Origin of the sequence: Rhodococcus sp. NPDC059179 (genome assembly GCF_042754885.1) — a bacterium.
Classification (GTDB): Bacteria; Actinomycetota; Actinomycetes; order Mycobacteriales; family Mycobacteriaceae; genus Rhodococcus_G.
Window position 1 is genome coordinate 159,233 of sequence record NZ_JBHZBV010000002.1, and the last position, 12,955, is coordinate 172,187.

Annotated in this window: 13 protein-coding genes; 8 read left to right on the forward strand and 5 right to left on the reverse strand. The window is 67.8% G+C overall.

What is annotated here, in order from left to right:
• Positions 1-206: 206 nt before the first annotated feature.
• Complete coding sequence (locus ACFXMV_RS05710) at positions 207-869, forward strand: hypothetical protein (protein WP_378503147.1); 663 nt, start codon at positions 207-209, stop codon at positions 867-869.
• A gap of 31 nt (positions 870-900) precedes the next feature.
• Here the strand turns inward: ACFXMV_RS05710 and ACFXMV_RS05715 are convergent, their stop codons facing one another.
• The 3 genes from ACFXMV_RS05715 to ACFXMV_RS05725 form a co-directional block, all read right to left on the reverse strand.
• Positions 901-1,560 carry a response regulator gene (locus tag ACFXMV_RS05715; RefSeq protein ID WP_378501035.1) on the reverse strand — a complete coding sequence of 220 codons (660 nt, stop codon included), beginning with the start codon at positions 1,558-1,560 and terminating at the stop codon, positions 901-903.
• Positions 1,561-1,698: 138 nt separating this feature from the next.
• Entirely contained in the window at positions 1,699-3,228 is a 1,530-nt protein-coding gene (locus ACFXMV_RS05720; RefSeq protein WP_378503146.1) for a DUF222 domain-containing protein, read from the reverse strand.
• A 9-nt stretch (positions 3,229-3,237) separates the two neighbouring features.
• On the reverse strand, positions 3,238-3,825 hold the full coding sequence (locus ACFXMV_RS05725; protein ID WP_378501486.1) for a hypothetical protein: 588 nt from the start codon (positions 3,823-3,825) through the stop codon (positions 3,238-3,240).
• Positions 3,826-3,939: 114 nt separating this feature from the next.
• On the opposite strand from ACFXMV_RS05725, the gene ACFXMV_RS05730 reads away from it, so the two are divergent.
• The gene (locus ACFXMV_RS05730; protein WP_378501487.1) at positions 3,940-4,647 is read left to right on the forward strand and encodes a cutinase family protein; all 708 of its coding nucleotides are present in this window, start codon (positions 3,940-3,942) and stop codon (positions 4,645-4,647) included.
• Here the strand turns inward: ACFXMV_RS05730 and ACFXMV_RS05735 are convergent.
• Positions 4,644-5,495, reverse strand: a complete 852-nt coding sequence (locus tag ACFXMV_RS05735; protein ID WP_378503145.1) for an SGNH/GDSL hydrolase family protein — start codon at positions 5,493-5,495, stop codon at positions 4,644-4,646. The two genes, ACFXMV_RS05730 and ACFXMV_RS05735, sit on opposite strands and share 4 nt — an antisense overlap.
• Before the next feature lie 155 nt (positions 5,496-5,650).
• Positions 5,651-6,808 (reverse strand): sensor histidine kinase, encoded by a 1,158-nt coding sequence (locus tag ACFXMV_RS05740; protein ID WP_378501489.1) that lies wholly within the window; start codon positions 6,806-6,808, stop codon positions 5,651-5,653.
• A 54-nt stretch (positions 6,809-6,862) separates the two neighbouring features.
• Between ACFXMV_RS05740 and ACFXMV_RS05745 the strand changes: the two genes are divergently transcribed.
• From ACFXMV_RS05745 to ACFXMV_RS05770, 6 genes are all read left to right on the forward strand, one after another.
• Complete coding sequence (locus ACFXMV_RS05745) at positions 6,863-7,630, forward strand: TSUP family transporter (protein WP_378503144.1); 768 nt, start codon at positions 6,863-6,865, stop codon at positions 7,628-7,630.
• A 30-nt stretch (positions 7,631-7,660) separates the two neighbouring features.
• Complete coding sequence (locus tag ACFXMV_RS05750; protein WP_378503143.1) at positions 7,661-9,190, forward strand: TldD/PmbA family protein; 1,530 nt, start codon at positions 7,661-7,663, stop codon at positions 9,188-9,190.
• On the forward strand, positions 9,187-10,551 hold the full coding sequence (locus ACFXMV_RS05755) for a metallopeptidase TldD-related protein (protein ID WP_378500956.1): 1,365 nt from the start codon (positions 9,187-9,189) through the stop codon (positions 10,549-10,551). Before ACFXMV_RS05750 ends, ACFXMV_RS05755 begins: the two co-directional genes overlap by 4 nt.
• Positions 10,548-10,949, forward strand: coding sequence for a YchJ family protein (locus ACFXMV_RS05760; protein ID WP_378500957.1), 402 nt, complete (start codon positions 10,548-10,550; stop codon positions 10,947-10,949). The genes ACFXMV_RS05755 and ACFXMV_RS05760 overlap by 4 nt, the downstream gene beginning before the upstream one ends.
• A gap of 93 nt (positions 10,950-11,042) precedes the next feature.
• Positions 11,043-12,503, forward strand: coding sequence for a lipase maturation factor family protein (locus ACFXMV_RS05765; protein ID WP_378500958.1), 1,461 nt, complete (start codon positions 11,043-11,045; stop codon positions 12,501-12,503).
• 26 nt (positions 12,504-12,529) lie between these two features.
• Positions 12,530-12,916 carry an RNA-binding S4 domain-containing protein gene (locus ACFXMV_RS05770; protein WP_378500959.1) on the forward strand — a complete coding sequence of 129 codons (387 nt, stop codon included), beginning with the start codon at positions 12,530-12,532 and terminating at the stop codon, positions 12,914-12,916.
• The last annotated feature ends 39 nt before the right edge of the window (positions 12,917-12,955 follow it).

Below are 12,955 nucleotides of genomic sequence, written 5' to 3' on the forward strand. Positions count from 1 at the left end.
GTTTCGCCCGTAAACCAATCCGGCCTTCTCGTGTAAACCAACCGTCAAGTTGAGCTGGACGCGAACCTCTAGTCGACGTAAACCCGAACCCTCTAGTTGACATTTAGACATTTGGCATGATGCAGTTCACATCGGTCGGGTTCATGATCGCCGAGTTCGCGCACCAGCCGAGGAGCAACATGAGTCTCCCCCTGATACTTCGCCGGATGTCTGTAGCCATGGTCTCCGTCGCGGCCCTTGCCCTCTCGCTCGCCGGGCAGGCGGGCGCGACCCCAACGGCAGAGGGACCCGCGGCACTGCCCTCCCCCGTGGCACTGCCCCCACCCACACCCGCTGCCGTCGCTGGAATAGCGGCGCCCGGCTTGGCGCCTGCAGCCCTGCTGACGGATCCCGGCATGCAGTCTCCCGAGGCTCTCGCGGTGCTCCAGAGCATTCTCGGGGCGGCCGCATTCGGTCCCCTCGGTCTCCCCGAGTTCGGCGTGACCAGGCCGCAGGAGTTCATGTATCCGGCGCCCACCCTCGGCTGCGGCGTCGGCGAGAGTCCGGTGACCGTCACGGTCGCCTCCGCGCAGGCCGGACCCAACTTCCCGATTCCGCCGTTTGTCGAGCGTGGTCAGCTGCGCTTCCAGGCGTTGCCGGCGCACCTCGACCTTCCCAAGCAGTCCGGGCTCAGCGTGGTCTGGTTCAACACCGAGACCTTCAAGGGCGGTATCGAGCCGCTGAACGACGTGGTGCTCGGTTTGCCGACGATGTCGAAGACCGTCGCAACCGGCGGCGGGACCGTACTCGCCGCGCTCTACGGTGATGTCACCTACCAGTCGGGCAAGACCTGCTTTGCGTTGCCGACGGTGGGCAGCTTCACGGCGTGAGTCAGCCTGCAACCAGGTGCCGGGGCGGGACCTACGCGCGGGGTGTGACCAGCCCGGTCTCGTAGGCCAGCACCACGGCCTGCACGCGGTCGCGCAGGCCGAGCTTGGTCAGGATCTTGCCGACGTGGGTCTTGATGGTGGCCTCGGAGAGGTGGAGCTGCTGCGCGATCTCCGCATTGGACAGCCCGGTTGCCAGGTGCCTGAGCACCTCGAGTTCCCGTTCGGTCAGGTCATCGAGGACCTCGGGGGTCCCGGTCGGGACCGGGTCGTCGCTGATGAACCGCGACAGCAGACGTCGCGTCACCTTGGGCGAGACCACCGCGTCCCCGGCCGCGACGCTCCTGATCGCCGAGACCAGGTCCTCGGGCGGGGTGTCCTTGAGTAGGAAGCCGCTCGCTCCCGCGCGAAGCGCACCGAGGGCGTGCTCGTCGAGGTCGAAGGTCGTCATCACCAGAACCTTGCTGGAGCAGCCGGATTCGACAATCTGCGCGGTGGCCGTGACGCCGTCGACAATCGGCATCCGCACGTCCATGAGCACCACGTCGGGTTCGAGGGTCCGCGCGGCGTTGACCGCCGCGGCGCCGTCCCCCGCCTCCCCCAGCACCACGATGTCATCATGCGCCTCGAGCACCATCTTGAGTCCCATCCGCATCAGCTCCTGATCGTCCACGAGCAACACGGTGATGGGCATGGCGCCACCCTATCCCCGAGCAGCGGCCACGGGTCGTGCGGCAACGGGTCGGTGCGGCAACGCCTGGTTCGGTCGCGGACCGTCGCCTGCTCGAGCCGGCGCGGCTCCGGCCGCAGGTTGTCCACGCGGGACGGACACCTACGGAACCTCGTCTTTGCCGTCGGTTCCCGCCGACCCTCGCCCATCGTGCCGCTTCGTTTGTTCGCGCCGCGCTTGCGCGTCGGCTTCCCTGCGGGCGTGGGCTTTTCGTCGGGCGCGGTCGAGGAGCTCTTTCGGGTGGTGCCGGTGGTTGATCCGGGGTTTCTGCTCGGGGTCGATGTGCGGCGGTGGGATCCACTCGGTGCGGCCGGCGTACTCGGTGCCGTCGGGGGCGGTGCGGGTCTTCCAGCCGCCGGGCCCGTCCTTGACCAACGCGTGGCAGCAGTCGCAGGCCAACGTGAGCTCGTCGATGTCGGTCCTGCCGCCCTTGGCGTAGTCGCGTTTGTGGTGGCCGGCGGCCATCGTGGCCGGCGCGGCGCAGCCCGGTCCGGTGCAACCGCCCTCCGCGGCAATCAACGCGAGACGCTGATCAGCGCTCGCGAGACGCTTCGTCCGTCCCAGGTGCAGCGGTCGGCCGTTGTGATCGAATAGCACAAGCACCGGGTGCGAGCGTTCCGCCAGTTTCAGCGCGTCGCGAATCGGGAGGATCCCACCGGACGCGGTCGTCGCGACCCCCGTCGCATGTTCGAGCTGGTCGAGGGTCATCGTGATGATCGCCGTCACCGGCAGCCCGCGATGAGACCCGAGCACCCCGGAGCCGAGAAGGGCACGCAGCGCTTCCTTGAACGCGTCGTGGTTGCGTTGCGCGGCGGCGCGGGTGTCACGGCCCGCCGCCGCAGCCAACGCCTCCCTGTCGACGCTCGGGTGCTCGGCATCACCGGTCGGCGACTGCGGGTCGTCGGGATTGTTCATCCCCGGCCGCGCCCACTTCGCCAAGATCGGCTCGAACAACGCCCGCGTCTCCGGGTCGAGATGCCCGGAGATCGGCGTCATGAGGTCCTTGTCCTGGCGGCCGAACCGGATCCCGCGCAGGCGTTTGCGGTCCTTGGCGTCGGTCAGGTTGCCGTCCGGATTCAGATACGCGAGCAGATTTTGGCCTGCGTTCTCAACATCCTCGGGGGTGGCCGAACGCGCGAGTTCCGCCAGGATCTGTTCCGCCGCCTCGACGTCAGCGGAGGGCACCGAATGCGGGATCTTCCGGATCACATCGCGCACCGCCCGGCAATGATCCCGACCGATATCGCCGTCGCGTTGCGCCGCGGCGGTCTCGGGCAGATCCGCGGGCAACGACTGCCCGGACAGCGCATGCCAGGTGCCCAACGATTTCGCCGCGGTCACCCGCGCGGACGCATCGGCCGCGGAGATCCGCAGCACCCCGATCAGCAGCTTGTTGACCGTCTTGTGGCCAAGCTTGCCCGGCAGCGACCGTTCGACCGTTTCCACGATCAACTTGTGCCCGACCGCCGAGGCCTGACGCAGCGATGTCTCCAACCGGCGCATCGTGTCGGTCAACTCGCCGTCGGCCAGCCCCGTCATATCCATGTCGCAGAGCCCAGACATGGCGTCGGCGATCGCGGTCAGGTGTCCTTGCACCTGCCCCGCGACCCCGAAACCATCGGTCGAACCCATGTTCGAAGTCTACCGCCGGGGTCCGACACGTTTGGCGGATGCAGCCGCGGTGGGTGGGTCGGTGGTCCGACTCGACATCCTGAGTACAGCGCGGGCTCGGCGAGGTGCGCCCGCGTGAGCATCTCGATCTGCTCGTGCCTGAACCAGGCGAACCGGCAATGGGTGCCCAGCGCAGGCGTTCGAGCGACTATCCGTGATCGTTCGGTGGGCGGCAAACTTGATTGCAGCAATGCTCAGTGCAACGGCGCTGAGTGTCCCGCACCAGAGGATCCAGACTCCTGAGTAGTAGAGCAGCCACAGTGCGAACCGGAGCTGGATCGCAATGAACGGGATCAACGCGGTGGACCGCAGGCCGCGCAGTTTGCCGGCGCGATACAGGATCTCCGAGAGCATGCAGACCACAGCGAGTGCGATGAAGAGCGGCAGATTGTGCCATTTGAGGGCGTTCTCCCCGTAGGACTCGCCCGAGCTCCAGCTCATGCGTTCCGAAGCGAAGTAGCCCAGTGCGCAACCGGTGACCCAGTAGATTGTTGGTGCCGAGGCGACCCGGGACAGCAGGCCTTGTCTGCCATCGACGTTGGACGCGGACTCTTCCACGGCTTCGAACTGTAGTCAGACGTCGCTACAGCCCTGTTCTTTCCGGAAGAAGCCCTCCTCGCGGGGTGCTCAGCAAGCATGTTGCATGAACGTCCCCAAAGGTATTGTTGGCCAATGGCGACTCGCGCGTCCGCTCGATTCATCAGCACTGCGATGGTGATGTTTGGTGCGCTGCTCTGCGTATCCTTCGAGCCCCCGCCCGCTTCCGCCCAGCCATGCCCCGACGTCGAGGTGGCGTTCGCCCGGGGTACCGACGAACAGATCGGCGTCGGCGCCACGGGACTCGCATTCATCGAATCGCTCCGCTTGTTCGCGGGCACGCGGTCGATCGGGGTGTACGCCGTCAATTACCGTGCCGCCAGCAATTTTGACGATCGGCGAGCCTTCGCCCACACCTTCGTCGAAGGTGTGCGGGACATGCATTCTCGGATTCAGTTCATGGCCTCAAGCTGTCCGAACACGAGGATGGTGATCGGGGGCTACTCGCAAGGTGCGGCCGTCGCGGGTTTCGTCGCCGAAGCCGGAAATCCCGTCGGACTACCGCCTGAGCTAGCACTACCCGGTCCGCTGTCGCCGGATGTGGCTAGCCATGTTGCCGCGGTCGTTCTTTTCGGAAAGCCCTCGGATCGGTTCATGCGCGATGCGGGAAATCCGCCAATCGCTATCGGACCGCTATTCGGAACCAAGACCATCGATCTGTGCGCTCCCGGTGACAACATCTGCGATGGTTCCCCACTCGGTCGCCCCAACGTCCTGCACGCGTTGTATCCCGTGAACGGGACGGCGATCGGGGCCGCGCAGTTCGTCGCCAGCCGCCTCTAGCCGGTCTGCGCGTTCCTTTCGCCGATCGCCTTCAGCATCTCGGTCGCCAGTGCCTGCTCGCCGTCCGCGTTCGGATGAACCGGGACCGGCTGCGCCGCGAACAGCATCGGCTCGATCCACCGCTGCCCGACGGGCTTGCAGCCGTCGCGCCCCTCCGACACCGCAGACATGTCCACGAACGTAGCGCCAGTCTCCTGCGCTGCGCGTCGGACCGCGTCGTTCAGGGTGGACTGCAGGTCCCGCATGAAGGGGACGTCGCCCGGGGCGATGGGAATCTGCGGTATGCAGCTTCCGCTCGACGGCAGCAGGTTCGGATAGCCGGCGATGATGACGTGGGCGCGCGGGGACCTGGCATGGATGTCGCTGAGCGCCTGCACCAACGCCGGATACGTGTTGGTCTCGACCGGCTCGGTGAGGCTGTTTCCGTACATCACCTTGCACGGTTCCGGCGATCCGGGGTGGGTGAGCATCGCGCCGATGCAGGCCGTCATGGCGCCGCCGAAGGTGTCATTGTTGTTGCCGCCGATCATCACCGTGACCAACTCGGTCGACGGCGTCAGCGCCTCCAGTTGGGCGCGGGTACCCGGGTGCTGCGGCGAGTAGAAGTCGTCCGTCTTCGCGCCGCCGCAACTCACGTCGGTGAGGCGGTAGCCGAGCCGCTGGGCAATGATGTGGGAGAAGTTCTGCTCTGACTGCCAGCACTGCGAGACCGTCGCGGGGGCGATCGGGAACACGCCGGATCCGGCGCTGAAGCTGTCGCCGAGGTTCACATACTCGAGTGGTTGCGACGGGGCTGCCGCTGCGGGCGGCCCGAAGCCCACGACGGCGGCGAGCGCGCTCGCCGCCACAATCCAACCCCTGCCCCCGGTTTTCACGTGCATTCGGATCCCCCCGTCAGTTGGCCGGATCTCCCCTGGGAGCCGCCGGACGTGATCTAGGTCTATCTTCCTGCTGTTGGGCAACATAGACGCCTGTCCAGGCTGGTGACAACCCGCCGCGCCGTCTAGTCCTCGGGGTGCAGCGGCAGTTCCGCCCGGACCCGCCAGCTCCCATCCGCTTCCCGCCCGGTCTCGAGGTTGCCCTGGAGCACCGCCACCCGTTCCCTCATTCCGAGCAGGCCGTTGCCCGAGCCCTGGGTGAACTGGCTCGATCCCCGTCCGTTGTCGGTGATCTCGACCAGCACGTCCTCGTCCCGCCTGCGCACCCGGACCCGCGCCCGCGGCGAGGCGCCCGCGTGCCTGAGCACGTTCGTCAGCGACTCCTGCACGACGCGATGGATGCCGAGGCTGAGCGCGGGTCGGATGTCGTCGAGTTCCCCCGTCATCTCGAGTTCGACGTGCAGTCCCGCGTCACGCATCATGCCGACGACTTTGGCCACGCCCGCCGTCCCGTGCTGTGGCATCTCGGTGGGCGTCTGCTCGGTGCGAAGTAGCGCGACGGTCCGGCGTAGCTCGGCGAGCGCCTGTCTGCCTGTGCTCGCGATGTTGCCGAGTGCCCGCTCGGCGGCGTCGGGGTTGCGCCGCACGGCGTAGGACGCGCCGTCCGCCTGAACCACCATCACGCTCACCGCATGGGCGACGACGTCGTGCAGTTCGCGCGCGATGCGGGTGCGCTCCCCTGCCACCGCTTCCTCGGCCCGCCGGTCCCGGTCGTACTCGGCGACGGCCAGCCTCGCCGCGACCTCCTCGTCGTACAGCCGGCGCGCGCCGAGGAACTCGGCGGTGATCCACGACAGTGCATAGAACAGCGAGATGAACCCGACCGTGGTGGCCGGTTCCTGATGTAACAGCCAGATCGAGAACGCGGAGTCGGCCGCGAGCCCGACGACGTAGACCACGGCCTGCTTCCGGCCGACGTAGGCGACCAGCGTGTAGAGCATCACGGCCAGGCCCAGCTGGCCCGGATGGGTGAGTGTCTCGTCGCCGATCCAGCTGCTGACCACGGTGCTCAGGACGGAGATGCCGAGGATCGCGGCCGCGGCCACGACGGGATGTCGGCGCCGGAACGCTATCGGCACGCAGAGTGCCAGGCCGAGTAGTACCGACAGTCCCGGTGCCTGACTGTTCGGCGCCGTCAGGCATTCGAGTACGAAAAGGATCGCGGCCAGCATCGAGTCCGCGACGAACGGCTTTCCCCGCAGCCACAGACTGAACCTCCGCATGACCTCAGCCTAGGAGTTGCGAGCCGCGAGCCGTCCTGTGATTGAGTCTGACGCATGGCGTGGCTCGACTGGGGAGTGCTGATGGTCGCGGCCACCGCGGCCGGATGGGTGGACGCCGTGGTCGGCGGGGGTGGGCTGATCCTGCTCCCCGCGATCCTGATCACCATGCCGCAGCTGAGTCCGCAGGTGGCGTTGGCGACCAACAAGCTCACGGCCATCAACGGCACCGCCGCGGCCGTGCTGACCTTCAGCCGGAAGGTCGCCATGCAGTGGCGGCTGATGATCCCCGCCGCGGTGCTGGCCGCGGCGTTCGCCGGTCTCGGGGCCGCCGCCGTGTCGCTGATCGACAAGGCGCTGTTCATCCCGATCATCATGGTGTTGCTCGTTGCGGTCGCGGCGATAGTCACGATGCGGCCGACTCTGGGCACCACCCTCATCCATCACCGGCCGAGTCGGATGCGGGTGTGGACGACGGTTCTGGTCGCGGGCGGGGCGATCGGGTTCTACGACGGGCTGTTCGGCCCTGGCACCGGCACCTTCCTGATCATCACCTTCGCGGTGATGCTGGGAACGGAGTTCGTGCGCAGCGCCGCGATGGCCAAGGTGATCAACCTCGGATCGAACTTCGGGGCGCTGGTCTACTTCGCCGCGACCGGCAACGTCTGGTGGACCCTCGGGCTGGCGATGGCGGCGTGCAACATCGTCGGCGCGGTCCTCGGCGCGCGCGTGGCACTCGCGAAGGGCGCGGGGTTCGTTCGCATCGTGCTGCTGGTGGTGGTCGTGGTCATGGTGATCCGGTTGGGCTGGCAGCAGTTCGCCTGATAGGTATCGGACATCGGTAGCGTGTCACCCGTGACCGCCACTCGCGACGTCGATCCGGACTTTCTCGCCCTACCGCTGCGGGCCCTCGCGGACGCGGCGCTGTCCGCGGCCCGGGCCGCGGGCGCCACCCACGCCGATCTACGGGTGCACCGACTGCTGACCCAGTCGCTCCGACTCCGGGACGGCGCCGTGCAGTCGGCGGTCGACGGCGTCGAACTCGGCGTGGCGGTGCGGGTGGTGGTCGACGGGACGTGGGGGTTTGCCTCGCACGCGGAGCTGACTCCCGACGCCGCGGCCCGCACCGCGGCGCAGGCCGTCGAGGTGGCCAGGGCGCTTCGCACGCTGAACAGGGACAGGGTGGAGTTGGCGCCGGAACCCGTTTACCGCGACGCGGTCTGGGTTTCCGGCTATGAGGTCGACCCGTTCGAGGTCCCGACGGCCGAGAAGATCGACCTGCTCACCGACTATTCGGGCCGGCTGTCGGCCGCCGACGGCGTCGACCATGTCACGGCCACCGTGATGCAGGTCAAGGAGCAGACCTTCTACGCGGACCTGGCCGGTTCGAACATCACCCAGCAGCGTGTTCGGCTGCATCCGCAACTGGAGGCGACCGCCGTCGACCAGACGGCGGGCAGCTTCGAGACCATGCGCACGCTCGCGCCCCCGGTCGGGCGTGGGTGGGAGTACCTGCGCGGCGGCGAGGACCGGGCCTCCTGGGACTGGGCGACGGAACTGGCACAGATTCCCGAATGGCTGGCAGAGAAGGCCAAGGCGCCCTCGGTGACGGCGGGCCCGACCGACCTGGTCATCGATCCGTCCAACCTGTGGCTGACCATCCACGAATCCATCGGCCACGCAACCGAATACGACCGGGCAATCGGGTACGAAGCGGCCTATGCGGGCACCTCGTTCGCGACCCCGGACAAGCTCGGCTCGCTGCGGTACGGGACCGAGATCATGCACGTGACCGCCGACCGCACCGAGGATCACGGGCTGGCCAGCATCGGCTACGACGACGACGGCGTCGGGTCACAACGCTGGGACCTGGTGCGCGGCGGCACTCTCGTCGGCTATCAGCTCGACCGGGTCTTCGCCCCGAGGCTCGGCCTGGAGCGTTCCAACGGCTGCTCCTACGCGGACTCCCCGCACCACGTGCCGATCCAGCGGATGGCGAACGTGTCGCTGCAGCCGGATCCCGAGCGGGACACCACCACCGAGGAATTGATCGGCCGGGTCGAGAACGGGATCTACGTGGTCGGGGACAAGAGTTGGTCGATCGACATGCAGCGGTACAACTTCCAGTTCACCGGCCAACGGTTCTTCCGGATCAGAAACGGCGCGCTCGAGGGGCAGCTCCGGGATGTGGCCTACCAGGCCACCACCACCGACTTCTGGGGTTCGATGGAGGCCCTCGGCGGCGCCTCCACCTGGCAGTTGGGCGGCGCGTTCAATTGCGGTAAGGCGCAGCCGGGTCAGGTGGCAGCCGTCAGCCACGGCTGCCCCTCGGCACTGTTTCGCGGCGTGAACGTGCTCAACACTCGAACGGAGGGCGGGAAATGATTCCGGGGCAGGATCTCGTCGAGCGAGCGCTAGCGCTGTGCACGGTGGACGAGGCGATGGTGGTCGTCACCGATGCCAGCGAGGCGTCGCTGCGCTGGGCAGGCAACTCGATGACCACGAACGGCGTGTCGACGTCGCGGACCTGGACCGTGATCTCCATCGTCCGCGACGGCAAGAATGCGCGGGTCGGAACGGTCAGCTCCAGCAGCGTCGACCCACAGCAGATCCCGGACGTCGTGCGGGCCAGCGAGGAGGCGGCGCGCACCGCCCAGCCGGCGGAGGACACGATGGACCTGATTCCGGGTTCCGGAGTGACCGATTCCGCCTGGTCCGCGGCCGCCGCCTCGACCGGTATCGACGTGTTCGGCGGGCTCGCAGGCGATCTGGCCGACGGTTTCGACGGCGCCGACCGGCTGTACGGGTTTGCGCATCATCAACTGCACAGCACCTGGCTCGGCACCTCGACGGGGGTGCGCAGGCGTTTCACCCAGCCGACCGGATCGGTGGAGATCAACGGCAAGCGCGGCGACGCCAGCGCGTGGGTCGGGGCGGGAACCGTCGACTTCGCCGACGTATCGGTGCCGAACCTGCTGGCACAGTTGACCACCCGGTTGGACTGGGCCAAGCGCACCGTCGACCTGCCCGCGGGTCGCTACGAGACGCTGCTGCCGCCGTCGGCGGTGGCCGACCTGATGATCTACCTGATGTGGACGATGGAGGGCCGCGGCGCAGAGGAGGGGCACACCGCGTTGTCGAAGGCGGGCGGCACCCGAATCGGTGAGCGGCTCACCGGCTTCCCGTTGACCCTGCGCTCCGATCCCTGTGCTCCCGGGCTCGAGTACGCGCCCTTCGTCGCGACGGTGGCCTCGAGCGACTCGCTCTCCCTCTTCGACAACGGCATGGATGTCGATCGGGTCGACTGGGTCCGGGACGGCACCGTCAACGCGCTCGCCTACCCCCGTCACGCGGCGCAGGAGTTCGGAGCCGCGGTCGCGGTGCCGGGTGACAACCTGCTGCTCACCGGCGGCGGAGCGGCGACCATCGACGAGATGGTCGCCAGGACCGAGCGCGGGCTGCTGCTGACCACTCTCTGGTACATCCGCGAGGTGGATCCGGCAACGCTGCTGCTCACCGGACTCACCAGGGACGGCGTGTATCTGGTCGAGGACGGTGCGGTCACCGGCGCCGTCAACAACTTTCGGTTCAACGAGAGCCCGCTCGACCTGCTGCGGCGGGTCTCGGAGGCGGGTGCCACCGAGACGACTCTCCCGCGTGAGTGGAAGGACTGGTTCACCCGCACCGCGATGCCGCCGCTGCGGATCCCGGACTTCCACATGTCGTCGGTGAGCCAGGCACAATGAGCATCACAATCCGCCTCGCCGACGACGCCCGCTGCCCCTGCCTGAGCGGCGACACCTACGGTGCCTGCTGCGGCCGCTATCACTCCGGTGCCGCGCAGGCCCCGACCGCGGAAGCGCTGATGCGCTCGCGGTACTCGGCGTTCGCGGAAGGTGACACCGGCTACCTGCTGAGGACCTGGCATCCGAGCACCCGCCCTAGGACGCTGGAACTCGACGACAACCAGAGGTGGCTGCGGCTCGATATCCTCGGCCGCTCGGGCGGCGGTCTGCTCGAGTCGGAGGGCACCGTCGAGTTCGTCGCGTATTACCGGTACGGCCGGGAGCGGAAGTCGCTGCGCGAGCACAGCCGGTTCGTGCGCGAGGGCGGGAAGTGGTTCTACCTGGACGCGCTCGACTGACTCGCTGCCGATCCGCACCCGCCCCAAGGGGCGATTCGAGGAGTAACGTCCGGCGCAGGCGGGAAACCGCGACGATCGCCTCAGGTGGCGACGATGGACTGGTTCAACGCGGACGGCTATTCGATCGGGCGGCTGCTCTTCAAGGAAGGACTCGCCGCCCTTTACCTGACTGCGTTTCTGGTGGCAGTGAATCAATTCCGCGCGTTGATCGGCAGCAACGGGATGCTCCCGATCCCCGACTACCTGGCAACGGCGTCGTTCCGGCGTTCGCCGAGCCTGTTCCACCTGTACTACTCCGATCGGTTCTTCGCCGCGGTCGCGTGGACCGGGGCCGGTCTGGCCGCAGTCACGGTGGTTGGGGTGACCGACCGGCTTCCGCTGCCCGCGCACATGCTGGTGTGGTTCGCGATGTGGCTGCTCTACCTGTCGATCGTCAACGTCGGCCAGGTCTGGTACGGGTTCGGCTGGGAGTCGCTGCTCCTCGAGGTCGGTTTCCTGGCGATCTTCCTTGGCAACGCCGATACCGCCCCGCCGGTCGCGATCCTGCTGCTGCTGCGGTGGCTGCTGTTCCGGCTCGAGTTCGGCGCCGGGATGATCAAGATCCGCGGAGATTCCTGCTGGCGGGACCTGACCTGCCTGTACTACCACCATGAGACGCAGCCGATGCCGGGGCCGCTGAGCTGGTACTTCCAACACCTCCCCCGCCCGCTGCACCGGGTCGAGGTCGCGGGCAATCACCTGGCCCAGCTCGTGATGCCGTTCGGCCTTTTCGCCCCGCAGCCGATTGCCTCGATCGCGGCGGGCCTGATGATCGTGACGCAGCTGTGGCTGGTGGCCAGCGGCAACTTCGCCTGGCTGAACTGGCTCGCGCTCGTGCTCGCGGTGTCGGTGCTGCCGGACAGTGTGCTCGGCGCGGTCCTGCCGATCGATCCACCCGCCGAGGCCGCGTCTTCCCCGGCGCCCTTCGCGGCGGCAGTGATCGCGGTGACCGCGCTGGTCCTCGTGCTCAGCTACTGGCCGGTCCGCAACCTGGCCTCGCACAGCCAGCTGATGAACGCCTCGTTCAACGCCTGGCACCTGGTCAACACCTACGGCGCGTTCGGGCACGTCACCCGGATCCGGTACGAGGTCATCGTGGAGGGCACGTCGGCAGCGCATATCACGCCGGACACGGTGTGGCGTGAGTACGAGTTCAAGGGCAAGCCGGGCGACATCCACAGGAGGCCGCGTCAGTTCGCTCCGTACCACCTGCGCCTGGACTGGCTGATGTGGTTCGCCGCGATCTCACCCAGCTACGCCAGGGGGTGGTTCGTGTCGTTCGCGGAGAAGCTGCTCCTCAACGACGCAGCGACGCTCAGGTTGCTACGCGTCAATCCGTTCGCGAAGGCGCCGCCCATCTTCGTGCGGGCGCGCCTCTATCGCTACCGGTTCAGCACGTGGCGAGAGCGGCGCGAAAGCGGTGCGTGGTGGCACCGGGCCCCCGTTTCGGACTATCTTCCGCCCATCCGGCTCGCGCCAGGGGCGGTCGCCGGCCGCGGAGCTGACGGGGCCTGACGACCTGTGTCGGTACCCTGGACGGCATGTCGAGCGCGGATTCCACCAGCGTGCGCGTGGATAGTTGGGCTTGGTCCGTGCGTCTGTTCAAGACCCGCTCCGCGGCTGCGGCCGCGTGCCGCGCCGGGCACGTGCGCGTGAACGGGGTGTCCTCCAAACCCGCTCAACCGCTGCACGTGGATGATGAGGTGCGGGTCCGGGTCGCCGGTACCGAACGGATCGTCGTGGTGACCAAACTGATCCGCAAGCGGGTCGGCGCCGCCGAGGCCGTCCTTTGTTTGATCGACAGGACCCCTCCTCCCCCGCCCCGCGAGGAGCTGATCGCCGTGCCGCGCCGTGACCGTGGGACCGGCAGACCGACGAAACATGAACGGCGCGAACTAAATAGGCTGCGCGGCTTCAACGAAGACTGACTACCGGCGATCCCGCGAATCATCTCACTCATTCCCGGT

Coding starts and splice junctions, on each gene's coding strand:
- ACFXMV_RS05710 (WP_378503147.1), top strand. CDS start 207: ATGTCTGTAGCCATGGTCTCCGTCGCGGCCCTTGCCCTCTCGCTCGCC.
- ACFXMV_RS05715 (WP_378501035.1), bottom strand. CDS start 1,560: ATGCCCATCACCGTGTTGCTCGTGGACGATCAGGAGCTGATGCGGATG.
- ACFXMV_RS05720 (WP_378503146.1), bottom strand. CDS start 3,228: ATGGGTTCGACCGATGGTTTCGGGGTCGCGGGGCAGGTGCAAGGACAC.
- ACFXMV_RS05730 (WP_378501487.1), top strand. CDS start 3,940: ATGGCGACTCGCGCGTCCGCTCGATTCATCAGCACTGCGATGGTGATG.
- ACFXMV_RS05740 (WP_378501489.1), bottom strand. CDS start 6,808: ATGCGGAGGTTCAGTCTGTGGCTGCGGGGAAAGCCGTTCGTCGCGGAC.
- ACFXMV_RS05745 (WP_378503144.1), top strand. CDS start 6,863: ATGGCGTGGCTCGACTGGGGAGTGCTGATGGTCGCGGCCACCGCGGCC.
- ACFXMV_RS05755 (WP_378500956.1), top strand. CDS start 9,187: ATGATTCCGGGGCAGGATCTCGTCGAGCGAGCGCTAGCGCTGTGCACG.
- ACFXMV_RS05760 (WP_378500957.1), top strand. CDS start 10,548: ATGAGCATCACAATCCGCCTCGCCGACGACGCCCGCTGCCCCTGCCTG.
- ACFXMV_RS05765 (WP_378500958.1), top strand. CDS start 11,043: ATGGACTGGTTCAACGCGGACGGCTATTCGATCGGGCGGCTGCTCTTC.
- ACFXMV_RS05770 (WP_378500959.1), top strand. CDS start 12,530: ATGTCGAGCGCGGATTCCACCAGCGTGCGCGTGGATAGTTGGGCTTGG.